The 24,848-nt window shown below is 44.4% G+C and carries 22 protein-coding genes; 11 read left to right on the top strand and 11 right to left on the bottom strand.

What is annotated here, in order from left to right:
- Nucleotides 1-41: 41 nt before the first annotated feature.
- Nucleotides 42-1,490, bottom strand: coding sequence for a phospholipase D family protein (locus tag AAEU32_RS15025; protein WP_421971350.1), 1,449 nt, complete (start codon nucleotides 1,488-1,490; stop codon nucleotides 42-44).
- A 201-nt stretch (nucleotides 1,491-1,691) separates the two neighbouring features.
- Nucleotides 1,692-1,886: a (2Fe-2S)-binding protein gene (locus AAEU32_RS15020; RefSeq protein ID WP_421971349.1), complete on the bottom strand. Its 195-nt coding sequence runs from the start codon at nucleotides 1,884-1,886 to the stop codon at nucleotides 1,692-1,694.
- 525 nt (nucleotides 1,887-2,411) lie between these two features.
- Here AAEU32_RS15020 and AAEU32_RS15015 point away from each other — a divergent pair.
- Nucleotides 2,412-3,113, top strand: a complete 702-nt coding sequence (locus tag AAEU32_RS15015; RefSeq protein WP_421971348.1) for a TorF family putative porin — start codon at nucleotides 2,412-2,414, stop codon at nucleotides 3,111-3,113.
- Nucleotides 3,114-3,131: 18 nt separating this feature from the next.
- Here the strand turns inward: AAEU32_RS15015 and AAEU32_RS15010 are convergent, their stop codons facing one another.
- Nucleotides 3,132-3,662 (bottom strand): isochorismatase family protein, encoded by a 531-nt coding sequence (locus tag AAEU32_RS15010; protein ID WP_421971347.1) that lies wholly within the window; start codon nucleotides 3,660-3,662, stop codon nucleotides 3,132-3,134.
- 208 nt (nucleotides 3,663-3,870) lie between these two features.
- On the opposite strand from AAEU32_RS15010, the gene AAEU32_RS15005 reads away from it, so the two are divergent.
- Nucleotides 3,871-8,424 (top strand): EAL domain-containing protein, encoded by a 4,554-nt coding sequence (locus tag AAEU32_RS15005; protein WP_421971346.1) that lies wholly within the window; start codon nucleotides 3,871-3,873, stop codon nucleotides 8,422-8,424.
- A 15-nt stretch (nucleotides 8,425-8,439) separates the two neighbouring features.
- On the opposite strand, the gene AAEU32_RS15000 is transcribed toward AAEU32_RS15005, so the two are convergent.
- Complete coding sequence (locus tag AAEU32_RS15000) at nucleotides 8,440-9,354, bottom strand: cation diffusion facilitator family transporter (RefSeq protein ID WP_421971345.1); 915 nt, start codon at nucleotides 9,352-9,354, stop codon at nucleotides 8,440-8,442.
- A gap of 357 nt (nucleotides 9,355-9,711) precedes the next feature.
- Between AAEU32_RS15000 and AAEU32_RS14995 the strand changes: the two genes are divergently transcribed.
- A complete protein-coding gene (locus AAEU32_RS14995; RefSeq protein ID WP_421971344.1) occupies nucleotides 9,712-10,557 on the top strand; it encodes a patatin-like phospholipase family protein in 846 nt (281 codons plus the stop codon).
- Between the two features lie 33 nt (nucleotides 10,558-10,590).
- Here AAEU32_RS14995 and AAEU32_RS14990 read toward each other — a convergent pair whose 3' ends face one another.
- From AAEU32_RS14990 to ahpC, 3 genes are all read right to left on the bottom strand, one after another.
- On the bottom strand, nucleotides 10,591-12,189 hold the full coding sequence (locus AAEU32_RS14990) for a GAF domain-containing hybrid sensor histidine kinase/response regulator (RefSeq protein WP_421971343.1): 1,599 nt from the start codon (nucleotides 12,187-12,189) through the stop codon (nucleotides 10,591-10,593).
- Between the two features lie 234 nt (nucleotides 12,190-12,423).
- Entirely contained in the window at nucleotides 12,424-13,974 is a 1,551-nt protein-coding gene (gene ahpF / locus AAEU32_RS14985; RefSeq protein WP_421971342.1) for an alkyl hydroperoxide reductase subunit F, read from the bottom strand.
- A 75-nt stretch (nucleotides 13,975-14,049) separates the two neighbouring features.
- Nucleotides 14,050-14,619 (bottom strand): alkyl hydroperoxide reductase subunit C, encoded by a 570-nt coding sequence (ahpC, locus tag AAEU32_RS14980; protein WP_421971341.1) that lies wholly within the window; start codon nucleotides 14,617-14,619, stop codon nucleotides 14,050-14,052.
- Between the two features lie 395 nt (nucleotides 14,620-15,014).
- Here ahpC and AAEU32_RS14975 point away from each other — a divergent pair, with 395 nt between their 5' ends.
- The 7 genes from AAEU32_RS14975 to AAEU32_RS14945 all read left to right on the top strand — a co-directional run bounded on the left by AAEU32_RS14975 (nucleotide 15,015) and on the right by AAEU32_RS14945 (nucleotide 21,101).
- The gene (locus tag AAEU32_RS14975; RefSeq protein WP_421971340.1) at nucleotides 15,015-16,337 is read left to right on the top strand and encodes a GAF domain-containing sensor histidine kinase; all 1,323 of its coding nucleotides are present in this window, start codon (nucleotides 15,015-15,017) and stop codon (nucleotides 16,335-16,337) included.
- Nucleotides 16,334-16,738 carry a response regulator gene (locus tag AAEU32_RS14970; RefSeq protein ID WP_421971339.1) on the top strand — a complete coding sequence of 135 codons (405 nt, stop codon included), beginning with the start codon at nucleotides 16,334-16,336 and terminating at the stop codon, nucleotides 16,736-16,738. The genes AAEU32_RS14975 and AAEU32_RS14970 overlap by 4 nt, the downstream gene beginning before the upstream one ends.
- A 367-nt stretch (nucleotides 16,739-17,105) precedes the next feature.
- A complete protein-coding gene (locus AAEU32_RS14965) occupies nucleotides 17,106-17,525 on the top strand; it encodes a DUF3429 domain-containing protein (RefSeq protein WP_421971382.1) in 420 nt (139 codons plus the stop codon).
- Between the two features lie 65 nt (nucleotides 17,526-17,590).
- On the top strand, nucleotides 17,591-17,965 hold the full coding sequence (locus AAEU32_RS14960) for an ABC transporter permease (protein ID WP_421971338.1): 375 nt from the start codon (nucleotides 17,591-17,593) through the stop codon (nucleotides 17,963-17,965).
- A gap of 17 nt (nucleotides 17,966-17,982) precedes the next feature.
- Nucleotides 17,983-18,783, top strand: a complete 801-nt coding sequence (locus AAEU32_RS14955) for a class I SAM-dependent methyltransferase (protein WP_421971337.1) — start codon at nucleotides 17,983-17,985, stop codon at nucleotides 18,781-18,783.
- 158 nt (nucleotides 18,784-18,941) lie between these two features.
- A complete protein-coding gene (locus AAEU32_RS14950) occupies nucleotides 18,942-20,426 on the top strand; it encodes an FG-GAP repeat domain-containing protein (RefSeq protein ID WP_421971336.1) in 1,485 nt (494 codons plus the stop codon).
- A gap of 108 nt (nucleotides 20,427-20,534) precedes the next feature.
- Nucleotides 20,535-21,101 carry a DUF2799 domain-containing protein gene (locus AAEU32_RS14945; RefSeq protein WP_421971335.1) on the top strand — a complete coding sequence of 189 codons (567 nt, stop codon included), beginning with the start codon at nucleotides 20,535-20,537 and terminating at the stop codon, nucleotides 21,099-21,101.
- Here AAEU32_RS14945 and AAEU32_RS14940 read toward each other — a convergent pair.
- Entirely contained in the window at nucleotides 21,098-22,474 is a 1,377-nt protein-coding gene (locus AAEU32_RS14940) for an SLC13 family permease (protein WP_421971334.1), read from the bottom strand. The genes AAEU32_RS14945 and AAEU32_RS14940 overlap by 4 nt on opposite strands.
- Before the next feature lie 274 nt (nucleotides 22,475-22,748).
- On the opposite strand from AAEU32_RS14940, the gene AAEU32_RS14935 reads away from it, so the two are divergent.
- On the top strand, nucleotides 22,749-23,588 hold the full coding sequence (locus AAEU32_RS14935; RefSeq protein ID WP_421971333.1) for an EamA family transporter: 840 nt from the start codon (nucleotides 22,749-22,751) through the stop codon (nucleotides 23,586-23,588).
- 149 nt (nucleotides 23,589-23,737) lie between these two features.
- On the opposite strand, the gene AAEU32_RS14930 is transcribed toward AAEU32_RS14935, so the two are convergent.
- From AAEU32_RS14930 to AAEU32_RS14920, 3 genes are read right to left on the bottom strand one after another with little or no spacing between them, the layout of a single operon-like run.
- On the bottom strand, nucleotides 23,738-24,262 hold the full coding sequence (locus tag AAEU32_RS14930) for a GNAT family N-acetyltransferase (protein WP_421971332.1): 525 nt from the start codon (nucleotides 24,260-24,262) through the stop codon (nucleotides 23,738-23,740).
- A gap of 1 nt (nucleotide 24,263) precedes the next feature.
- Entirely contained in the window at nucleotides 24,264-24,650 is a 387-nt protein-coding gene (locus AAEU32_RS14925) for a VOC family protein (protein ID WP_421971331.1), read from the bottom strand.
- A 21-nt stretch (nucleotides 24,651-24,671) separates the two neighbouring features.
- Nucleotides 24,672-24,842, bottom strand: a complete 171-nt coding sequence (locus AAEU32_RS14920; protein WP_421971381.1) for a hypothetical protein — start codon at nucleotides 24,840-24,842, stop codon at nucleotides 24,672-24,674.
- Nucleotides 24,843-24,848: the final 6 nt, after the last annotated feature.

Below are 24,848 nucleotides of genomic sequence, written 5' to 3'. Positions count from 1 at the left end.
CCGACAGTTAGATAAAAGCCGCTATTTGCGGCTTTTTTACGTTATAAAACAGACTCAATCGGCAACCAAGACATTAACCATGTACTAAATCGTGCCAACGTACTTGTTTGTGGTTCGTGATTGTATATGCTGCCATCACTGTCAGTCCACATAAGCTCGCCCTGCTCGCTTAACGTTACACGCCACGCAAAATGGGGCATATCGGAATCGACCCAGCTTCTGAGCATAGCATTTATGTCACAAGACATGAGCACAACCCCTAACTCAGTATTGAGATTGAACGAACGTGGGTCTAAATTTAGCGAGCCAATAAAAATACGATCATCATCAAAAGCCATCGTCTTAGCGTGCAAACTAGCGTTAGATGAACCGGTAAGATCGGTAATTTTAGATTTGTTGCCTTGTTGGGCAAAGTCAGGTTTCAATTCCCAAAGTTTCACCCCCATTGCCACTAATTCTTGTCGATAGTTGGCATAACCGGCATGCACCACCGGCACGTCCGTAGCCGCAAGTGAATTGGTGAGTACGGTTACGTCAACACCACTGTTTATCCAGCTTCGGATCAGCGCTACACCGGGCTCTCTGGGGATAAAATAAGGTGACACAATGACTGCTCGCTGCTTTGGCGCGCCCATAGCGGCAAGCATCTTAGGAGCCATATGGGTTGATGTATCTTCGCTTGAGGTAAGCAATTTATTTGGATCATCAACATACAAATAGCCTTTTGCCCAATCTAAATTTAACCGCCCTTTTTGCAGGTTTTTGACGATATTTGAGCTTTTGAGTCGTTGCACATATGGGCTGTCGCTACCATATTGCTCGCTCACAACCTTGGCAAAAGATTCTCTGATAGTTGCAAAATGTTGAGGATCTGCTCGGACGTATAATTCCTTTACGTTCACTGCGAGCGGGTGATTCCAATATAAGTCAAAGGCGTGAGAGGCTTTTTCTACTATTGGACCGACACTCAATATATCAAGGTCCACAAACTGTGCGTGATCTTCTCCGGAGAAGTACGCATTGCCGATATTGCGCCCGCCTGTGATAAAAACCTTACTATCAACAATAAAACTCTTGTTGTGCATCCGTCTGGACACGCGAGAGTAATCGGTAATAAAACTCAAAAACCGCAGATTTCTATGATTCAAAGGATTAAATAAACGAACGTCAATATTGTCATGTAGTGCCAAGGCACTTAAGTCTTTTTCTGACTCAGCTTGAGACATATCATCAAGCAGTATACGCACACGCACACCCCGATCCGCGGCCTTTAACAAGTAAGCGCTGAGCAACAGTGTGCTTTGCTGACGATGAAAAAGATAATACTGAATATCGATGGATGACTGCGCCGTTTCAACAAGCGCTATACGTGCGGCGAAGGCATCCAAGCCATCAGCAAGAGGGTAAAAGCCAGATAAACTATTATCTTCATGATTATCAAACAAGTTATCGACCAATTGCTGTCCCTCCACTGGCAGTGTATAGCTCATTGTTCGCTGACCATAAGCATCAAAATTAGGTACGGAGCTACAACCAAGAAGATACCCTACTAGCAGAGTAATAAAAAGCAGGCGCGCAGAGAAAAGTCTGTCCATGGTGTGTTATTCACATGCTGTAAGCGATGTAATTAACTATAACAAACACACATAAAGATGATAGAAATTAGTATTTTTACGGGAACAACAAGACAGTTATGCAACGTCGTCAGTTACGTCAACAATCTCAATAAGCTTTTGGTTGAGGATTTTTTTGGCACAATTACAACACTTGCCACACTGAGAGCCAACTTTAAGTTCTTGGCTAAGATCACGCATCGAACGCGCACCTTGATCGATCGCTTGTTCAATCTTTTTATCAGAAACGCCATGACAAAGACAGATATACACGAATAAGAACCACTCTCAGTTAGAAGATAAGATGAAGTTTAATCTAAACAATAACGATTATCAATAAGAATTTTATCTACGTTATTTGATTAATCTTTTCTCTAATACCAATCAACAAAAATATGTGATCATATATAGCGCTGGATAAATGATGTGCTAACTAGGCAAAATTTTTTATATGTAGTTATTTTACATAGAAAAATTTTAATAACGTGAGCATGATATTTAGCCCGCTAGAATGATTAGCTATTTAAGTTGATTGGTATAATTTTAGCCCCTGAAAGTTAGCGATTTTTCAGTGTCAGAATACACATTCGCTGTTTTTTCATCTTGAGCTTCAATTTGAAGCGTAATCCCCCCCCTTCTAAGTAGACTTTTATTGTGCGATTACGTCTTACACTGTTGATATTTAGTCTATTATTTAATCTACAATTAACGAGCCAACACCACAACACATCACAATACTGGCAGTGTAAATGCAGATACTGTGGGTGTTAACAACACGCCTGCGCACTAGGAGAACTAATGAAAACAATCCCTCATACTTTCGCAGCTCTGTCCTTTTTGTTTTTGGCCCCTGCGGCACATGCCGAATGGTCAACAACCATAACGGGCGTGAGTGACTACACCTTTAATGGTGTCAGCCAAACGCTTAACGACCCTGCACTTCAAGGAAGTATCGATTACGCTGCTGACAATGGGTTTTATGTTGGCACATGGGCGTCTAACGTTGACTTTGGCGATGATACAAACCTAGAGTGGGACGCCTACATCGGCCACTACGTGGAACTTACCGATAGCTTATCTATTGATTATGGCTTGGCTTATTACTCCTATCACGGCGCATCCTACTCTAGTGAAGGGAATTATTTTGAAGCGTATGCTAACTTTGCGTATCAATCTGAGCTGGGAACCAGCGAACTGAATTTTTGGTATGCGTGGGATTATTTTGGTACCGATGCGGGCCATGTTATTTCAATGCTGGCCCACAGTGTTGAGGTGTCACCGGGGCATACTTTGCGAGCAAGTATAGATACGTCAAATTCTCTTGATGGAGACAAGTTTGCTTGGCAAGACAATGGTAAATCCTACCTTCATTACCGCCTTGCATATCAAACCTCTTTTGCCGGTTTCGATTTTGAGTTAGCCGCTGAGGATACAGACATAGACAGTGAATACGCAGACGAGCGTCTCGTTCTGGCAATTAGTCGCACCTTCTCTTTGTAATCAGCAAAATGTTGGCATTTATTTTATAAATGCCAACACCTCTTTGAACATGGGGTGTTCACAGCTGTTTAACCAGAAAAATATGGCGCTTTCACTGGGCCAAACTTGCACTGAATTGTGGCGCATCTGCGCTAACGCCAATGCTTTATTCTGTGCATTACGAGAGCACACAGCATCCCCTAAAACTGTCACATTGTACCCTTTACTAACTAGCGCATTCACTGTGTGAAATACGCAAACATGACTTTCCATGCCACACACATAGACCATACCTTTGTCTGCTGGTCCAATATTCTCTAAAAGCTGAGCGTTGCCAGTTGCACTAAAGGTATGTTTTTCCAATACCGTGGCGTGCGTTGTGTCCAAACGTGGGTCCGTGCAGCCTAGTCCATGTAGATTTTGCTCGGTAATTATCACGTTAATCCCCAACAAGTTGGCTACGCTCATCAACTTCTGTACATGGCTCAATACACATTCATATTCTTGCATAGCAGCAGCTAATCGCGACTGCATATCTATCACAACCAATGTTTCGTTTCGCGCTGTCATTTTCATTCATTACCTTAATTCACCTTCTTGAACTGTTAAATTTAGTTGTATTTTCTTATTTTTTTGAAGAGAAATTATAAAGATATGGTGAATATCGAGTCTTATATGCTAGATTTATAGTTTATGATTTAACCCAATGTTGTTAGCTCAAATTGGAAACAAAATAGTGCACGCTGAAAGGGTTACAGCGTTCTCATGGAGTCAAGAATTGCGTCGATTCAAAAGTATGTTGCTCAACGCATTGCTGTTCTTATTACTTCTACCTACATATACGCTTGAAGCTGCAACTAGCGCAACTAATTACGGCTATCAATTGCAACGCCTTTCAACTGAGGAAGGTTTAAGTCAGGGTACGATTAACACCATAGTCCAAGATGAGTTTGGATACATGTGGTTTGGAACAGCACGTGGATTGAACCGCTATGACGGTTACAGCGTGAGTGTGTTCGAAAACCCTGAAGATGCTTTAAGTACCAACAACATTGTCCAAATTTTACGTTTAAAAAACGGTCAATTAGTGGTCTCAACTGAGCTCGCAGGCTTGTTCCTTGTTGACCCTGCAACGCTCACATCGCAATTGCTGTTAAAAAGCACTGATGCAGAAATCAACCTAACATACGCAGCTGTATGGGATTTAGTCCAAGACCCTCGTAATGCCGATATCATTTGGCTGGCAATTAATAACTTTGTTTACCGCTACAGCCTCAGCAGCGGGGCCATAGAACAGGTCACCTCCGTTGGTAACTCCTCGGTGATGATCCGTGCCCTGTTGCCGTATGAAGATGGCCTATACATTGGTACCTCTAATGGTTTGTATTACTACGAGAATAAAGAATCAAACCTCATCCAACACTTACCCGGTGAAGTCACTGACGCGGATCAAAACAATGTAAAATTTCTACAACTCGATAGCGAATACGGCCTACTCATAGGCACTGTTGCAGGTTTATACAGTCACAATCTCAATAATCAAGAACCCAAAGTTGAAACGCTTGTTGCCCAGCATAATATATGGTCTGTGCAGCGCTACGGTTTAACCGATTTTGTTGCTACGGAAGTGGGCTTGTTACTATTTGACAGGCGCACAAAAACCACTAAGAAATTGTTACGATTCAGCGACTCTCGCTACCCAATAAACGATAACACAGTGGCGAGTATGTACCGAGATAAAAGCGGGATGCTGTGGCTCGGTTCCCGCTCCCAAGGCGTGTATTCTTGGTCTCCATTGGCGATGCGATTCAAACAAAAAGAATTACCTACCGCGCAATATCAATATGGCGAGTCAACATGGGAAATTCATGAGCAACAAGACGGTACTTTGTGGGTAGGGAGCAACAACGGTTTAAATAAAATTTCCCCAGATGGCAGCACTGCGACCTACTTTACTGTCAATGACAATAAAATCGCCTTCGATCAAAATGCGGTGTACCAAATTCAACCCGCCACCCATGCCGACAATTTATTATGGGTTCAAACGGCCATGGGGGTACTGTTATTAAACACCGAAACAGACGAGTACATTAACCCTCTTGACCAAGCAGCCTTACCTCCTCACATTAGCCCACCTGTGATGGCATGGGGGCTACAACAAGTAGATAATGGGCTTACTTATTATGTGTCTAACAAGGGCTTTTTCAGATACGACCCTCGGCAAAACACCGTTGAAGAACTTAAGAGCATTGCACAAACCTTGCCCCCTGAGTATGCCTCTCATTTCTTACCGGCGCTGCCGAATCATAAAGATGACCCACTCATAAGTTACAGTGGTGCGTTGTACAGATATGATGCTCGCAACGACATGCTCCATCTAATCTACGAGTTCAATAGCGCCAGTCCCCAGTCATTCTACCTCGTAGATTCCTGGATCATTGATCAAAACAACAGTCTTTGGCTGAGTGTTGATGGCGAAGGTCTCGTGGCGCTCGATTTAGAGACACTTGAAGTACGCGACCGCATTGATATGACAGACGGGCTAAAAAGCACCAGTGTCTATGCACCTATCGTCGATAACTATGGTTTTTTATGGTTTGGCTCGAACAATGGACTATATCGCTACAACGTCAACACCTCACACCTTCGCCACTTCACTGTAAAAGATGGGCTCGCCGCCGCTGAGTTCAATAGTTTCTCTGTTGCTAACCTCTCTACAGGCGAACTTGCATTTGGCTCAGTGAAAGGGTTAATTGTTATCGACCCCGCTGATTTTATTACATCGTCAAACCCATACATTACACCGCCACCGCAAATTACGAATATTGCGCTGTTATCTCGCAAGCTCAATTACACCCCTGCACTTTATGCTAATAAACCACTCGTTTTGGAGCATGATGATGTTGGTTTGACTATTTCGTTTTCAAGCTTTGACTTCATTCACAAAGACCAGGTGCGTTACAAAATTGCACTCAGCGGTGCCAGTCAACTCAAATATGATGAATATGCAGATAACTCACTGCAGTTCGCAAAGTTAAGCCCAGGTAACCATCAGTTGAGTATCAGTGCCTATGACCCAGTCTCGGGAAGCTGGTCGCGCACCTTGCATTTAGGGATTGAAGTAAAATATGCCTTATGGCGCTCCCCGCAAGCGCTAAGCGCCTACATTATTGCGATTATACTGCTCATCGGTGGTTGGATTTTCTATATCCGCCGTCAACAGAGCCGCCTAGGTGTCGCTCATGACAAGCTTTTAGCATCACAACAACAAACTGAATTGGCATTGCAAAGCAGCAACAGTGGTGTGTGGCATTATAATGTTAACGACCGCAAGTTCAGTCAGCGCAGGCTGGCGGCTGAGCTTGGCTACGCCAAAGACTATAACGTTTGTTCGTTTGAACAATTCATTGAACTCATTCACCCCCATGATATTGACCGCTACCGCATCAGCTGGAAACGTTTTATCAATCAAGGGCAAAATGCGGCGTGGGATTTTAGTTACCGCTTACGCCACAACTTGGGTACTTGGCACTGGTATCACGAAGTGGGCCAAATTACACAAATTGATAATCTTGGGCATGCGCAAGAAGTGTCAGGTATATACACCAACATCACCGAGTCGAAAGCATCCGCTCAACAAGCAGCGGTGTTGGGTGAGGCAATCGGCCAAATCAGTGATTGGTTGTTGATACTGGATGACAACTTAAAACCCTTCTCCGCTAATGAAAGTTTTAAACATGCGTTCTCACAACAAGGCAAAGAAGTCTTACAGTTACAGCCTTTTGTCAGAGCACTAGGCAAACGTAAATTTACCCAGTATATGAAACGCATGAGCCGCCTGAGTGCGGGTGAAAACTGGCGTATTGAAGAGCGCATAAAAACCAAGCATCACCTGCAACACCCCGTACAAATCAGCGTCACGGCTGTAAGTCGCGATCAGTTAGATAACAGGGATGAAATTAGCTATTACGTTATTGTTATTACGGATCTAACTGAACAAAAACGCGCTGAAGATGAGCTGAGATACCTTGCAAACTATGACCCGTTAACAGGTTTGCCTAATCGCTCAATGATGCGCGCTAAGATTGCTCAAGCAATTGATTATGCGAAAGAAAATGCTTCACTACTAGCGTTGTTATTTATCGATTTAGACAAATTTAAGCCCGTCAATGACTCCTTTGGTCATGCTGTAGGTGACCAAGTACTGTGTTGTATCTGCGAGCGTATCTCGCAAGAACTCGATGAGCACTCTTTATTAGCGCGTCAAAGCGGCGACGAGTTTTTATTATTAATCGAGCATGTAGATTCGCCAAGTGCATTAAGTGAACTATCAGAGCATCTCGCGCGCACCCTTGAAAAACCCATTAACATTGGCAATATCACCATTAATATCTCCGTGAGTATTGGTATCGCGCTGTCTCCTTTTGACGCTGACAACGCCGAAGACCTTATTCGCAACGCTGATATGGCGATGATTTATGCCAAAAACGCTGGGCGCAATGGCTACAAATTCTTCACTGAGCAAATGAATAACCGCATCACACATAAACTCATGCTCGAGAACGCGTTGCAGGATGCCTACCGAGACGAGGTGTTGATGAATCATTATCAACCAATCGTGCAAGCATATGAAAAGCGCATAGTAGGTGTAGAGCTATTACTGCGCTGGGAAAGCGATGGTAAGTTTATTTCACCCGCAGAGTTTATCCCTGTAGCTGAAGAGATTGGCTTGATAGATGCGATCACTGAGCAAGCACTTCATCGTGCCCTGCGCGAGCTCCAACCTTGGTTTGAGAAGTATGATGACTTTTACCTATCGGTGAATTTGTCACCTTTGCATATTCTCAAAGCAAACCTTACAGAACGCTTTGTTGATATCTTAGCAATGCACAATGTGCAACCACACCAATTACGTTTAGAGATCACCGAAAGCACCTTGCTGGACGATAAAACCAAAGCTGCTGATCAGCTTAATAAATTGCGCGCTGCGGGGTTAAAGCTATTTTTAGACGATTTCGGTACCGGCTATTCGTCACTAACCTACCTCAATCAATTCCCGATTGATGTCATCAAGATAGATCAAAGCTTTGTGCGCCAAATAGGCATCAATAAAACCAATGAAGCGATAATTCGTACCATACATAACCTGTCACGGAGCTTGGGTCTGTATTGCATTGCCGAGGGTGTAGAGACCAGAGAGCAAATATTTTTCTTAAATAAGCTCGGTTGTCATCACCTGCAAGGCTACTACTTTGCCAAGCCAACGGATGCGCAGACATTGGCTTCGAAAGCGTATATTGAACAAGTATTGGATAGAATGAAGAATATTTAATATGCTTTGTGGCGTTTAAATAGAACTGCAGTGTTCATGCGCTTCAAGATGCTCATTAGCTTCAATCTGCAATACACTGTGGGAAATATTAAACCTCTGTTTGAGCATCTTTTCAGCACTCTCACGACACTCAGCATCATGTGCTGCGATGGTGCAGTGGTGTTTAAGCACGAGGTGCGCCCCTACCGCAATGTTGTTATCAAGCACCGACACGGTCACATTATGCACACTGGCAACATGATCCAATTTTGCCAATGCCGCTTCCACTTTTTGTGCTTTTGGCAATGCTCCTTGGCCCAACCTAAGCCTTTGGACACATTGAAAGATAAGCTGAAATCCAGTGAATAATACAAACACAGAGATGAGCATACTAAAAACAACATCCACTTGTTGCCATCCAGTCATCGCAATCACAACACTGGCGACCAACGTCGATACAGTAGACAGCAGGTCAAAAAAGGTGTGTAGGAACACCGCGTACACATTAATGCTGTCTTTGCGTCCTTTGTATAACACCCAAGCAGCAGCACCATGAAACGCAAAACCCAATACAGACACTGCGGCCATGATATGTGTGTTCACATTAGATTGTTCATGACCATGATGAATTTGCATATACCTGTCGGAACCGACAGACAAAATGGTCAAGCTAATGGCAATATACAAGGCACCATTAATAAGACCGCCTAGCAATTCTGCCTTGTTGTATCCTTCATTGAAGTTTTGCGCTAAATGAATGGCAATAGATGACGCCAAAATAGCGATAAACAGGGAGCTGTTGTGCACGAACAAATGCCCAGCGTCTGCAAATACAGCCAACGAATTTGCAAAATATGCTCCAACCAATTGAATCACCATAAAACTACACGTGATCGCCAACGCAATAAGTAGGCGTTTACGTGATGCTTGGTGCGTGGTGATATCGGTCATAGAAGCAGATTACGGAAATAGAAATGATATATAGTAGCAATTCTACTATTTTTGTAACAATATTACACTGGTTTTATACCAATCAGCATAAATCTGTGAGCAGATACAACGCTGGATAAATGATGTGCTAACACCTAACAATTTTTCTTATGTAGGGTATTGTACATTGAACAACTTAACGCCGTGAGGACGATTTTTTGCCTGCTAGAAAGAGTCGCTATTTAAGTTGATTGGTACACGTCTATAAAGTGCAGCTGCATAACATCATTACAGGTCAGTGAGGCGATGTGTGCTCTGGATTTACTTTTGCACTTTAGAAAAAGCTTCGCCAGATTAAAGAATAAAAGGACACATTAGGTGCAATCTACTTTTCCCCACCACGCCCTGGTTGTTGAAGGCGGCGCAATGCGAGGCATATTCGCCACCGGTGTTCTCGATGCATGGCTGGAACACAATTATAACCCTTTTGATATGCATTTTGGTGTTTCAGCAGGAGCGACAAATATCGCCGCTTTTTTATGTCATCAGCACAAGCGTAACTATACCGTGATCACTGATTATTCGTGCCGAGCAGATTTTATTAGCTATGGTCGCTTTGCGCGCGGCGGGCACCTCTTTGATCTAGATTGGTTATGGCGCAAAACCATCAGTGAAATTCGTCTGGACTTGGCGACCTTTGCCAAAAACAGTGCCCCCTTTTTTGTCACCGCTACAAATGCACACACGGGTCAGGCAGAATACCTGCAAGCCACTGCTGATAATCTTGAAGATATTCTTAAAGCATCCTGTGCACTGCCCATCGCCTATCGCGATTTTGTGCCTTTTGATGGTGCATATTACACCGATGGCGGTATTGCGGACTCAATCCCAGTACGAAAAGCATACCAAATGGGAGCCAAGCGCATCACTGTAGTGTTATCACAACCTCTAGGATATCGAAAAAAGCCAAGTAGACTTGGTTGGCTATTAAAGTTTGCGCTAAAACAACATGGCGCACTCGCTACCACCATGACCAAACGTTGGGCTGACTATAACGCCAGTTTAGACTTTATTATGAGTCCACCCAAAGACTGTCAGATTGATGTCATTGCGCCTGGCAGTGATTTTGCCATTTCTCGTACAACACGCGACTTGGCAAAGCTTGATGCTGGCTACAAAATGGGCATTGATGCAGGCCGGCTCGTTTGCAATAGCACGCGGTAAATCCACATAAAGGTGGTTAAATTGTCACGGTGGTTAGTGCTGCAGCACGGCCAATATTGCCTGTTGCAGCTCATTGGTTTGAATCGGTTTCGTTAAAAAGCTATCGAATAGTGCTTTTTCAATGGACGACACATACACATCAGCGGTTAGTGCAATCACGGGTGTAGTGATCCCTAGCTCTTTGATTTCCTTGGTTGTCTGTATGCCATCAATACCGGGTAAGTTGATATCCATCAAAATAAAGTCACAGTTGTTTTGTGCCACCTTCGCAAGGGCAGCTTCACCGCTTGCGAGAACAAAATATTCGACTCCCAGTTTATTAAGCATGGCACCGATAACCACTTGGTTGACCGGATTATCTTCGACAACAATCGCCCTTTTACCCTCTGGGACCCCAAGGTGTGGATTGGGCGCTTTACTGGGTTTGGAAGCCGGGTTAAAAGGCAAGGTAATATGTACACATGTGCCTGAATTTAGAGCGCTATCAACCTCAATGCTGCCTTGCATCAGCGCCACTAGACCTCGGGTAATAGATAACCCTAACCCCGTGCCTTCTTGAGCATTGCGCTTACTTCCAAACTGCGCGTATTTATCAAACAGCTTTCTCAAGTCTTGCTCGCTGATACCCACACCTTGGTCTTGTATTTCTAACTGAATATTCTGTTGCTCTACAGAGGCATGAACCCTAATACGCTTGCCACTGGGTGTAAACTTGATGGCGTTATTGATGATATTAGTGAGCACTTGTGACAACTTGATATCATCTATTCGGCAATATGTTTGTGGCCCAATAGTTACATCAACAATCATATCTACAAGCTTTTCTTTTGCAGTGTACTTGGCGATGTCTAACGTTTTTAAAATGACAGCGCGCAAATCGACAACGCTCTCATCGAGCTCCATTTTTCCAGCTTCTATTTTGCCAAAATCCAACACTGAGTTAACGATACGTAATAGCTGTGCGCCACTGCCGTTTATTTGCTTAATAAACTCAAGTATTTGCGCATCGACGGAGTCGATTTTCGTGTGCTCCAAGGCGAGTTCAGATAAACCAACAATGGCATTAAGTGGGGTTCTGATTTCGTGAGAAACGGTCGATAAAAACTCGGTTTTATATTTATTTGCTAACTCCAATTTTTTGTTTTTTTGTCTTAATTCAAACTGTGCGATAACTTCACGAGCCAGAATTTTGAGTGCATTCCTCTGGTGTTTATTGAGTGTCTTTGGCTTTTGGTCTATCACACACAAGGTGCCAATATTGTAACCATCTGGGGTTTTGAGTGGCATGCCTGCGTAAAAGCGTAAAAACGGAGCGCCTGTCACTAATGGGTTATCGACAAACCGTTCATCTTTGAGTGCATCAGGCACTTCTAGAATATCGTCTTGCAAAATCGCATAGGAACACAGCGCTATGTCACGTGCGGTTTCATTGACATCTAAACCCACTTTCGACTTGAACCATTGCCGGTTAGGGTCAATCAAACTGATCAACGAAATGGGAGTTTCACATACCTCTGACGCAAGTTGAGTAAAATCATCGAATAACCTTTCACTTTCCGTATCTAGCACTTCATAACTGTTAAGTGCGTCAATCCTTGCTTGTTCATTTTGGGGCTTTGGTGGCTTTATCACAGTCTGCGCTGGTTAAAATCTAAGGAAATATGTCTAAAGAATAGAATAAGTTGATGTAAAGAGCTAAGGGCAAATGCCATGTGAACCAATTTTTTGTATGTCTTTTGATGTATCTCACTCACTGGCTTTAAAAAATTAAACTGTAGATAAAAAAAAGCCGCTCGGGTGAGCGGCTAAGAACACTGCACCACTGGAGATTTCAGGGTGTGTGTGCAGTTTTTCCAAGTGTGTATATCACTGGCCGTGACGGATGAGGTAGTCAAATGCCCCTAAACTCGCTGTTGCACCAGCGCCCATCGCAATGATGATTTGCTTATACGCACTGTTAGTTGCGTCGCCCGCTGCGTAAATACCATCGATGTTTGTGGCACCACGGTTATCCACTTCAATTTCACCGAATTGCGACAATGCGACACCACTGTCTTTCAACCATTCGGTATTAGGGACCAGACCAATTTGCACAAACACGCCAGATAAACTGATGTTTCGTTGCTCGTTGCTCTGTCTGTCGGTATAAGTAATGCCCGTAACACGATGTTCATCGCCTAACACCTCGGTGGTTTGTGCGTTGGTGATAATAGTGACGTTGTTGAGGCTTTTTGCCTTGCGCACCAGCACCTCATCTGCTCGTAAGGTGTCGGCAAATTCCAGCACAGTCACATGTGAGACGATATTAGCCAAATCGATTGCAGCCTCAATACCCGAGTTACCACCACCAATAACGGCCACCTCTTTGCCTTTGAACAGCGGCCCGTCACAATGTGGGCAATACGCTACACCGCGGCCTCGATATTCACGTTCTCCTGGCACATTCATTTCACGCCAGCGTGCACCTGTTGCGAGAATAACGGCCTTAGCGCTCAAGGTTGCTCCACTTTCAAGCGCTACGTGATTACCATTGTCTGCATAGAGTCGCTCAGCACGTTGATTATCAATCACATCAACGTCGTATTCTTTTACATGCTCTTCGAGCTGTGCCACCAGCTTGGGGCCTTCTGTCGCTTTCACAGAAATAAAGTTTTCAATACCCAAGGTATCTGCAACCTGACCCCCAAAGCGCTCAGCGACCACACCTGTGCGTAACCCCTTACGCGCTGCGTATATAGCGGCTGAGGCTCCCGCAGGCCCACCACCTACAACCAACACATCAAATGGGTCTTTGCTGTCAATCTGCTTGGCTTGGCGCTCACTCGCTCCTTCATCCACTTTATTGAGGATGTCATTGAGGCTGATAGCACCTTGGCTAAATTGCTCACCATTAAGGTACACTGTTGGGACAGCCATAATATTGCGCTGCTGCACTTCATCTTGAAACAATGCCCCATCAATCATCGTGGTCTTGATGAGTGGGTTTAGCGCCGCCATGGTGTTGAGTGCTTGCACCACACCCGGACATGTTTGGCAGCTCAAAGAAATATAAATCTCAAAATTGAGCGCCTTATCAAGAGTCTTTATTTGCGCAACTTGCTCTTCATCTGCTTTAGTCGCAACACCTCCACTGTGCAAAATAGCCAAAACAAGCGATGTGAACTCGTGCCCCATCGGCACACCAGCAAAGCTAATTGATGACCCTTGTGCACCGTTTAACATCAGTGATGGACGGCGTAATGTCGCGTCATCAGAGTAACGTATCTTAATGCGCTCACTCAAAGCACTTAAATCGTTCGCAAGCGCTTCTAATTCTTTACTTTTACCTGTTTCATTGACGGCGAGAACCAGTTCTACGTCGCCGGTCAATGCACTAAAGTGGCTGGATAATTGATTCTTAATGTTGTTGTCTAACATGGTTCGCCTCAATAAAATTGGTTGGAAAAAGGCGGTGTTGCCACCGCCAAATAGGTAATTAACCAGTAGCGAAAATTAAATTTTGCCTACAAGGTCAAGTGAAGGTGCGAGTGTTTCTTCACCTGGCTGCCAAGACGCTGGGCAAACCTCGCCGTCATGGGTCGCGATGTACTGTGCTGCCTGTACTTTACGCAATAGCTCAGACGCACTGCGACCGATGCCTAAGTCATGGGTTTCAACAACTTTGATTTCACCTTCAGGGTTAATGACGAAGGTGCCACGCAAAGCCAAACCCTCTTCTTCAATCATCACACCGAAGTTACGAGTGATTTGACCGGTAGGGTCGCCTATCATCGGGAACTGAATCTTCTTGATGGTCTCTGACGCATCGTGCCAAGCTTTGTGAGTAAAGTGTGTGTCCGTTGATACAGAGAACACTTCTACACCCATTTCTTGCAACTTCGCATAGTGATCCGCTAAATCGCCCAGCTCAGTTGGACATACAAAAGTGAAATCCGCTGGGTAGAAAAAGACGATGGACCATTTGCCTAGTAAATCTTGCTCTGAAACTGCTGTGAATTCGCCGTTGTGAAACGCTGTCGCGCTAAACGGTTTGATTTTGGTGTTAATTAAAGAGTTACTCATTGTGACCTCTCTTTTGTCTGTTGTGAGTGATTAAACTAGCGCGAGTCGTTTGCTCGCTGGCTTGATATTTAGAATAATGACGCCACATCGATAAATAAAATTGATTGTTTAGATTGTTTCAATCAGTTTTAACGAACACTCGTAAGAATATGTTTTTCAGACAAAAAATGGCATTAGCCCAGTAAACATGCGGACCCAAAAGACATCCAAAGAATTGAATTTCATGGCGCAACAATATTGAAGATCCCTTGGCACGCGAAAAGGGCCAAAGCAACAGGATTTTTGCGTTTGTACAAAGTTAGGTTGACAGCTAATCTATTAAAGAACGTACATTTTTCAGCAACATAGCGCACTGATTACAGGTACACATATATTGCTTTTGATATAGGCCAAAAATGAAAGAAAAATTCGCAAACGTCACCGTAAGGGGAAAGGAAAACCCTGTCCAAGTGTCAATCATGGATTTCGATGACGACGAATTCCAAAACAAGGTGTTTGAGCAATGGCAACGTGTGTTAGACCTGATAGCCAAAATCTACGACATTCCCGCAGCACTGGTTATGCGTTTGCATGAAAATGACATCGAAGTGTTCGCCAAAAGCAATTCTGAAGGTAACCCCTACGAACAAAATGAGACGGCAGCACTAGGTGCCGGGTTATATTGCGAAACCGTTATAGGCTCAGATTCCTCTTTAGAGGTCGAAAACGCCTTAGAAGATGACATGTGGAAAGATAACCCTGATGTGCCATTAAATATGATCAGTTATCTAGGCGTGCCGTTAAAATGGCCTAGTGGTGAAGTTTTTGGCACTATTTGTGTCCTTGACTCTAAAACACGTAAATTCCATGAGCTCAACAAGCAATTACTCGAAGAGTGTCGCAATACCTTAGAAAAAGACTTGGAAATGATAGTGCGTAACAACGAGCTCAGAGACTCCTTAGAGTTACTACAACGCACTCAGCAAAGAGTCATTGATATGGAGCGCAGTAAACTTACGTCGTCATTGGTCTCTAATATCACTCATGAAATTAATACCCCCTTGGGTATCGCATTAACAACTGCATCTGCACTTGACCACCTTATCGAACGTTTACCGGATAATAATGAAGGCTCACTTGGCGCAAGTAACGTCAAAGCCGAGTTTAAAGAGTTTAACGCGCTTTTGAATAACAGCTTAGGCAAAGCCAAAGGGTTGATTGAGTCCTATAAACAAGTGGCTGCAGAACAAGGAAAAGGTCAAAAAGCGCGCTTTAATTTACTCGAACACCTTCACAGTTTGAGCACCATCATGGACAGCGATTTTGAGCAACATCATACTTCCTGTGAAATTGTATGCCCCAGCGACTTAGAATTAACCTCCTACAGTGGGTTGTTGTCGCAATTGTTAATCTTATTATTCAACAACACGCTTCAACATGCATTCAAACCTCACCAAGGCGGTAAAATCACGTTAGTTGCGCGTGTAGACAACACATTTCCAGAGGAGCAAGTGGCTATCATCGAATACCGAGACTCTGGTGTTGGCATAGACGATGAACATGTTGATTCAATTTTTGACCCCTTTTTTACGCTCAGTGACAACCCAGACAACAGTGGAATGGGGCTTGGTATAGCTCGGGATATTGTCGAAAACTCACTGCAGGGCGATATTCGCTGCGTACCCAATCCTCGCGGCGCATACTTTATTATCTCTTTGCCTTTGGAAACGCGTGAATGAAAGAGTTCTCTATCTTAGTTGTTGATGATGAGCAAGACGTTTTCTTAGTCACAAAACTCATTGCAAGCACGATTAATGTTGATGTTGAAGATCTCAAATTACATTATGTTAATTGCGCTAAAGATGCCTGTAATTTTTTGTCTGAGCATCAAGAGATAGGCTTGGTAATTTTAGATATTGTTATGGAAAGCGACGATGCCGGATTCAAAGTTGTTGATTTTATTCGCAATAAATTACTAGACACAAGCGTTCACATCGTTATTCGCTCAGGTAAAACGGGCACCATACCAGAGCAATACCTGCATCTTGCCAAAGGCATTAATGGCTACATAAACAAGCTTGATTTCACCCGTATTGATTTAGAAAAGCTAGTAAATCAGGCCATCAAAGAACAAAGCTAAACGTCGCGCACACTCATCATTATCAAAGAGTCGCCATACTAAAATGGTGACTCGCTATATTGGTGCATGTTGAATTTTGCTGTTTGTTGTTGCTGCAATAGTTGCGGTGTGTAATGTGGTCTTAGTTGCAACATAGCAGCAACGACGCCTTCGTTATACTCGTCATTCGCTAAAAAAAAATGTCTCCATATACGGTTTCCCGATCCGCCTTTGCTATGCTCACAAAGCAACCTAGCCATAGATGCCAAACACACAGGCGCGAAACATATAACAATGATTTCAACAACAAATACGTTGTTTGATTGAACTTAACTCATCAGCCCACGTACAATAGAAAAGATTTCACTCAAAGGAGCACATTGTGTCTATCGAACGCTACGTCAACCACATGCAGCTGGGTTACCTTGGCCTACTTCCCTTCTTAGCACTGCAAGGCTGGGCATTATTAACCGGGCAAGGCGAGAGCGTCGCGCCAATGTTTATCTATTACAGCATTGCCATATTAAGCTTCTTGTGCGGTCAACTGTGGCTCCCTGGAAACCAAACTCAAGGCCGCGCTATTGCAGCTATTGTGCCCACACTCCCCATCCCATTGTTAGCGTTATCAACACCCATATTCACACTCGCTTGGCTCGGTGCAAGTTACTGGTTAGTGTTGTTATTCGAAGTCAAATCTCCTGCTTGGCAAGAACACCATAAGGACTATCGAAAAATGCGTTTCATCTTGAGCTCAGTGGTGTTTGTTACCCACCTACTCATGATTGCCTTTTTACTCGATAACTCTTAGACAGCCTTAGCGCAATGCTTTACACTTTCGCGCCGACCCCTGAGATTGATTGAAGCGAGCTGAAGATGATCGACGCACTACGCCAAGCATTAGACGATATTGGCGAAATTTATGTAGAAAAAAATGCGGTATTCAAAGTCAAAGTGATCCCATTTTTTTGCTCGGTGAGCATCAAAAAAGATCATAAAAATGAAGGTAAGTTACGCTTTTACACCAACCAGCTCATGGAAATTGCCTTAGTTCTTCTATTCATTCTCTTTGGCGCAGGTATCTACAACCCAGAACTTGGTTTAACTCATGGACCAGTGCACTTTGCCATTGCGGCACTAATCGCCATGCACGTATTAATTCGTCAAATAGCCATCGAGTCACTCAAAGCGCGCTTGTATCACGCTGGAGCACTTAGCCCTAAAACGCCATCTGATAGCAGCCCTGAGTAAATAAGGGCCTCACTGCTATGTACCTTGATCCAGATTGGCGTATTTTAACGGTTGGTGACGGTGACTTTAGTTTCACCAGAGCCCTTACGACTCGCGTAAATTCGTCAAATCTTACAGGCACTGTGTACGACAGCGAAAATGTGCTGCGAGACAAATACCGCCACAACGGCATTGATGATCTTAGGAAACAGCATATTACCCTGCTCTTTTCATTTGATGTAACCGATGAAGCGTGTTGGCAGAGATTGGGCGATCAGCGTTTTGATGTGGTGATATTTCAGTTTCCACTGCTAAGTCAACTCGGTTCACGCGATGCATTTGAGAGCGCCAAAGCAGCAGGTGGCTTAAACATCCTTAACCGCGCTTTGTTGCACCAGTTTTTACGCAATAGTGCTCGTTATGCGCTCGACCCCAAAGGCGCGGGCCTGTGCTACATCACATCAAAAGACGTAAAACCCTACAGTCACTGGGGGCTAGACCACGCATTAACGCACCACACGCCAATGCACTACGTTGGCGAACAACCATTTGATTTAAAATCATTTTCCCGATACAAAGTGCGTAATGTTGACAGAGACAAACACGTTAAAGACACCTTGGGGATTACCTATAGCTATGCGCTATCAGCAAACGCGTTAAGTGAGCATTGCACACGTCCATACTACCTTGATCACCCGAATTGCTGTGAACTATGCCGTGCGGGCCCATTTAAAAGTGAGCGCGACAAAACTAATCACCTAGAAAGTAAAACCCACAAACACATGCAACACTATGCGCAATTGTGGCAGCGCTGGCTCACTCAATACCACGGCATCTAACGCACAACGCCCATACTCACAATTACTTACAGAATCTTGCTTGCAGCCATGTGGCAATATGGCAAGCTAACCCAAGCGTAAGGCTCATACAGTTGATCACTATCAATCATGCATGAGTATAATCATCATTAAGACAATAAAAATACTTGGGGGCGGATGTGAAAGGACTTCATTGTTTAGCATTAATGGGCGGTTTGCTCATCAGTAATTTTGCACACAGTGCACCATTTAACACAGCATCATTAGACTTTGACTTTACCATTAGCCGTCCACCGCTAGCCGTTGATCTCACACCCCACCCCGGCAAAGAAATAGTCGTTTTTGGGCGAAACACATCACAGGCTCAACAAATTGCTGTGGTTGCGCTTATTGACGGGAAACTTGAGCAAGTAGATCGTTTTGCTATTGGTGAGCAATATTTTGGTTATGATGTGAGTGAATCCTCAGAGCAAACCGATACCTTGTATTTTTTAGCCCAAGATCACATTGCCCAATATCAATACCCACAAAATAAGGGCGATGCGCGATTGATTTCATTTGTCGATGTGCACTCAATTTATCGCATTGCCAGCAGCAATTACATGCGTCGCATGGACTTTATTTATGACTTTAATAACGATGGACAAAGCGACGTCATGCTCACCGACTTTAACGAAACCCATGTGTGGTTATCGGTGCCAGATAAAGAACATAAAAAAGTATCCCTGCCCATTCAAAGCCATACTGTTCTTGATAGAGATGAGTTCAGCGCGTCACCTGCGCAAGTATTTGCTGAGGATGTAAATAACGACCAGCTTATCGATGTCAGTTACCTCAAAGACGGCAAATTACATGTGCACCTAGCCCACAAACGTCATTTTGAGGAAGTCACCCTCGCGGTGCGCGATGATATTTATGCCATAGATTGGTGGGATCAACTTGGTGAAGATGGTCAACCACTCGATCAAAGTGACTTGCAATACCGCAAGTTGGAGCGTTTTGAAGATGTAAATGGCGACAAACTCCCTGACTTAGTCGTACGTTTTACCAAAAGTTCAGGCGTGTTTGACCGCGTAAACGACTACGAAATCTACTATGCGCAACAATCAAGTGATGGCCAACTCAGTTATGCCAAGGACGCAAACACGGTGATCAGCGCCGAGGGCACATTAACCGATTTACAACTCCAAGACATAGATGGTGACGGCATCAAAGAAGTTATGGTTGCTAGTTTTGAGTTGGGTGTTGGGCAAATAGTCTCTGCGCTACTGGCCAGCAGTATTGATCAAGATATCTTGCTGTACTGGCAAGACAAACAAGGCAAGTTCCCCAAAGAACCTACGCTCGATTATGAAACACAAATGAGCTTTAGCATCAGCAAAGGCAGGGCCAGTGAGCCTTTGGTATTGCTAAGCGATATCAATGGCGATGGACGCAAAGACCTGTTGTTCTCCAAAGACAGTGATGAATTAATTTATCGCTTGAATGAAGGTGCACAATCGTTCGCACGAAGTAAAAGACACAAAGCTCCCTTGCCACAATCAGGTGTGCAAGTGAGTAGCGCAGATATCAATGAAGACAAAAAAGATGACTTAATCATCTACTACTCAAAACTTGATTCACTAGCACAACAAAAACGCCTCAGTGTGATGATCGCTCCCTAAGTTTTTGAACTGATTACCTCCCTTATCAAGCCTGTTGTATGTAAGACAGGCTTGGTTCATATTAAAAAGCGTTTAATAATAATCAGATACAATCACTTGGTAACAAGCATGACAGCATCAAAATACGTATTCACACTGGGTTTCATGGCACTTTTAAGTGGCTGTGCGCAATTGTCCGAGCAACAGTGTCGTCGTGGTGATTGGTTTGATATTGGCTTTGATCATGGCCTTGAAGGCAAGAGCATACAGCAAGGTAAAAGCATACTTTACGAATGCTTAGATTATGGCGTACGCCCCACATTACAGGACTATCAGCGCGGGCATGCAGAGGGATTAAAAGATTATTGCCAGCCTGAAAACGCATTCAAACAGGGACTTAATGGCGCCAATTATAATCCCATTTGTTATTCAGAAGACTTCCGCATAGCCTGGCAACAAGGGCATGACCGCTATGTTGTAAATAAGCAAAGGTATGAGCTGTCTGCGCGCTTATCGCAAATTGAAGCACAAATACGCGACATATACCGCCAATTACAAAATACCGAATTAACCCAAGAACAACGTCGAGAGTTAAAACACATGCGTCACCGCCTAGAGCACGAACAAGACGACTTGCGACGAGAACGTGCTCTTTTGCCAATACTGCCAGACCCCGTATTACCCAAAGGCGCTTAAACAAGCGCCACATAACATACCATGGCCACAATACTGGAAATGAGAAAACTAAGAATGGCACCTTGTTTAACCATATCTTGTATTTCAATCTCACCCGTACCATAAACAATCGCGTTAGGTGCGGTGGCCACAGGTAACATAAAAGCACAACTCGCAGCCATTGCGGCTGGGATCATAAAGGCGGTGGGATCAATCCCAGCAGAGAGTGCCGCCACCGCCAAGATAGGCATTAACAAAGTCGCCGTTGCAGTATTACTGGTAATTTCCGTAAGGTAAGTAACCACCAAACACAGCACCAAAATCATCAATAAAGGCGGCAAATAAGAAAGCGAGGACAGCCACTGCCCCAGCATCGCACTTAACCCCGATGCACTAAAGCCTTTGGCGATGGCAATACCACCAGCAAACAGTAATAGCATACCCCAAGGGATTGATTTGGCAGTATCCCAATCAAGCAATCGCCCTCCTTTGCCGTTGGGCACCACAAACATCACCACCACCGCAAACAAGGCTACCGTGCTATCGCCTATACCGCTGAGCCCTAACAGTGCGCTCCAACCACCAAAAGGTTCACTGCGCGTGATCCAGGCCAACGCCGTTAAGCCAAATACGATCAAGGTACGTTTCTCTTCACTGCGCCAAGGCCCAAGCTCTGGCAGTTCAATGTCATGCTCAAGGGTCACATTGCGGGTTAACCACAACGCGATAACTGGCAAAGCCAAAATGACCACTGGCACGCCGATTTTCATCCATGCTAAAAAACCAAACTCCTTGCCAGTATGCTCCTCGTAAATACCTGCAAATATAACGTTAGGCGGTGTGCCAATTAACGTGCCTAAGCCACCCACACTGGCTGCATAAGCAATACCAAGAATAAGTGCAACTTTGAGCTTTTGATTATCAACATGACTTAAAATTGCCAGCGCCATCGGTAACATTATGAGCGTAGTGGCCGTATTGGAGATCCACATGCTTAAAAAACCCGCGGCCAACATAAAGCCAAATACCAGTTTACGGGCACTCGACACACCCACCATGCGCACCATATACATAGCGAGACGTTCATGGGCACCACTTTTCTCTAATGATTTAGACAACATAAACGCGCCCATGAGCAGCAAAATAACATGGCTACCCAACGACGATGCCGCTTCTTTGTGATCAAGCACCCCAAACAGAGGGAGTAACGCAAAGGGGACTAAGGAGGTCGCGGGAATGGGCAACGCCTCTGTCACCCACCAAATCACCGTTAAACACGTAATCGCTCCCGCTATAGCACCTTGCTGGTGTATACCAAGGGCGAGGAGAAGCCAATAAAATGCCACACTCAATAGTGGGCCAAGCCAAATGAACTGTTCACGGTTAAGGGTCATGCAAATACTCTTATTCTTATTTTGGTTAGCACAGACGATTGCAAAACGAGCATGCCTGCCCTTTTTGCTTTATATCTCAATGCATTTATACCTTTAACGGCACACTAGGAGCAACTAACCTCGCCAATTAGCACGACACTGCCCGTAAAAAGTGAGTTTCTGGTCGCGTAAATATTTACCCTGTTCATTTGCGCAGTTAAACTAGCGCCTTGTTTTTCTTGGGCCTTTTAAGCCGATGTTTTCGACACACCAACGTACGTTATTTACAGCAGTAATGTGTTTACTGTTAGCCATGGTCACCATTCAATCGGGTGCCTCCATCGCAAAACAACTGTTTCCTTTGGTTGGCCCAGAAGGCACAACAACATTGCGCCTTGGCTTCTCGGCTGTGGTTTTATGTTTAATATTTCGTCCTTGGAAGGCCCTTCCTCAAGGCTCGCAATGGCGCAGCATCATTGTTTATGGCTTGTGTCTGGGCGGCATGAACATCACCTTTTATTATGCAATTGAGCGCATTCCTTTAGGTATTGGTGTTGCCCTAGAATTTACCGGGCCACTCGCTGTTGCTCTGTTAAGCTCAAAACGCAAAAGAGACCTAGTATGGGTCGCATTCGCACTAGCGGGGATCATTTTACTGTTACCTGAAATTGATATGGAAACAGGACTAGACCCTGTTGGTGTCGTCTTAGCGTTAATCGCTGGCGCATTTTGGGCTGGCTATATTCTTTTTGGTAAACGCACTGGCACTCAAAGTTCAGGGGGGCGCACCGTTGCGCTTGGTATGGCCGTGGCGGCATTTTTCCTGGTGCCCTTTGGGGCTGTATCACAAGGCAGCGCATTACTGAGTTGGGAAGTCATCCCGCTGGGCTTTTTGGTTGGCATCATGTCTAGTGCATTACCTTACACCTTAGAGATGGTTGCACTGCGTAATATGCCTGCACAAGGTTTTAGCGTGATGATGAGTTTAGAGCCTGCCGTAGCGGCATTGGCTGGATTCCTTATTTTGCACGAATTACTCACCCCTTTGCAGTGGTTAGCTATTGCGCTTGTGATCATCGCCTCTGTGGGCAGCTCCATGCAGCCAAATAGCGACCTTGATTCAGCTGATAAATAAATTGATCTGCTTAGCATAAGCCTTCGTATTGACTATTAATCTCAGTTTTATTCAGCATGAGACGGGCAGGAGTATGAGCGGATAACGCTGAGGTTAACAGTATTGTGAGTATATAATGGGTTCAAAAAGCCAACGCGACGTTGGCTTTTTTATTGCGCTTTAGTGTTCGGAGTTAAAGGTAACACATACTGTAATTGTTCCTGGCTCGCCCCTGTAACTTGTGCGAATCCTAACTTTTCTAGCAGTCTTATAGAACTCACATTACTGCGCTCAACACCCGCGACCAATGTGTGCCAGTCTTGCGTAGGGGCATAATCAGATATAAATGCGCTAAGTAACTCAAACGCGAGCCCTTTGCCCCAGTGCGCTTTAGCTAACAAGTAACCAATGTGAACATCATCCGCTTGATTGTTGCCTACAATGAGTAATCCGACAGGTTGCCCGTTTTCTGTTGGCTTCAGTACATAAACACGGCTACATGCACACATATCATCAAGCCACTGGGCTGCCTGCTCTGGGTTGGTCACGCCCGAAAAGGAGGCAGGTAAATGAGCTACGACATCGGCACATAACATAGAGGGTAATACGCTAATAAGGCGGCTCATTTGCTTATTGTTAGCGACCGGCAGCAGCTCAAAAACCTGTAAACGCTCGGTACTAAAAGCCAGCTCCATGTCATTGTGCCCTTGTTGTGTGCACTTTCCAAGGTGGGTTATGGCGATTTTCCCCCGCCCAGAAGAGCTTAATTTTATTCCCCGAGGGGTCATACACAATTGCCTCCTTCCACAAATAACGCTGCTCGGTAGGCATTTGTGCAAACTCAATACCACGGTCGATGAGCTCAGCGACTAACTCATCGAGGTGCTCATGCTCAAAATAGATGACCGCACCACCTGAATCTGCATTTTCCGTAAGTGACAACGAAAAAGTGGCATCACCGTCAGGACAGGCAAAACGTGCGTAATGAGGGGTATCAACAATTTGTATAAAGCCAAGCGTGAGATAAAACTCCACCGCTTGCGCCATGTTATTAACGGGTAAGGTGACTTGATTTAGGTTCATGTGGTGTCTCTATTTGATTTTTTATGCTCCCTTCAACCAACTTATCAGGTTTTTCTGGTTGTTAACAATCCCCAATGCCACCACAACATCAAATGAGATACACAGGTATACATACCAAAGCGGTGCGAATTGACCGTCTTGAACAATCAGGTGCAGACCGACGTCCCACACTGGATGCAACAGCCATCCGATTGCCAG

This window comes from Pseudoalteromonas maris, from assembly GCF_049257235.1.
Lineage (GTDB): Bacteria > Pseudomonadota > Gammaproteobacteria > Enterobacterales > Alteromonadaceae > Pseudoalteromonas.
Note: the sequence above shows the minus strand (reverse complement) of the source record. Positions and strands in the feature narration are given on the sequence as shown.

What these genes read in the sequence shown, in the direction of transcription:
- ahpF (WP_421971342.1), bottom strand. Translation starts at nt 13,974, where the DNA reads ATGTTAGACAACAACATTAAGAATCAATTATCCAGCCACTTTAGTGCA.
- AAEU32_RS14975 (WP_421971340.1), top strand. Translation starts at nt 15,015, where the DNA reads ATGAAAGAAAAATTCGCAAACGTCACCGTAAGGGGAAAGGAAAACCCT.
- AAEU32_RS14940 (WP_421971334.1), bottom strand. Translation starts at nt 22,474, where the DNA reads ATGACCCTTAACCGTGAACAGTTCATTTGGCTTGGCCCACTATTGAGT.
- AAEU32_RS14930 (WP_421971332.1), bottom strand. Translation starts at nt 24,262, where the DNA reads ATGGAGCTGGCTTTTAGTACCGAGCGTTTACAGGTTTTTGAGCTGCTG.
- AAEU32_RS14970 (WP_421971339.1), top strand. Translation starts at nt 16,334, where the DNA reads ATGAAAGAGTTCTCTATCTTAGTTGTTGATGATGAGCAAGACGTTTTC.
- AAEU32_RS14935 (WP_421971333.1), top strand. Translation starts at nt 22,749, where the DNA reads ATGTGTTTACTGTTAGCCATGGTCACCATTCAATCGGGTGCCTCCATC.
- ahpC (WP_421971341.1), bottom strand. Translation starts at nt 14,619, where the DNA reads ATGAGTAACTCTTTAATTAACACCAAAATCAAACCGTTTAGCGCGACA.
- AAEU32_RS14955 (WP_421971337.1), top strand. Translation starts at nt 17,983, where the DNA reads ATGTACCTTGATCCAGATTGGCGTATTTTAACGGTTGGTGACGGTGAC.
- AAEU32_RS14945 (WP_421971335.1), top strand. Translation starts at nt 20,535, where the DNA reads ATGACAGCATCAAAATACGTATTCACACTGGGTTTCATGGCACTTTTA.
- AAEU32_RS15015 (WP_421971348.1), top strand. Translation starts at nt 2,412, where the DNA reads ATGAAAACAATCCCTCATACTTTCGCAGCTCTGTCCTTTTTGTTTTTG.
- AAEU32_RS14960 (WP_421971338.1), top strand. Translation starts at nt 17,591, where the DNA reads ATGATCGACGCACTACGCCAAGCATTAGACGATATTGGCGAAATTTAT.
- AAEU32_RS15000 (WP_421971345.1), bottom strand. Translation starts at nt 9,354, where the DNA reads ATGACCGATATCACCACGCACCAAGCATCACGTAAACGCCTACTTATT.
- AAEU32_RS14925 (WP_421971331.1), bottom strand. Translation starts at nt 24,650, where the DNA reads ATGAACCTAAATCAAGTCACCTTACCCGTTAATAACATGGCGCAAGCG.
- AAEU32_RS15025 (WP_421971350.1), bottom strand. Translation starts at nt 1,490, where the DNA reads ATGAGCTATACACTGCCAGTGGAGGGACAGCAATTGGTCGATAACTTG.
- AAEU32_RS15010 (WP_421971347.1), bottom strand. Translation starts at nt 3,662, where the DNA reads ATGACAGCGCGAAACGAAACATTGGTTGTGATAGATATGCAGTCGCGA.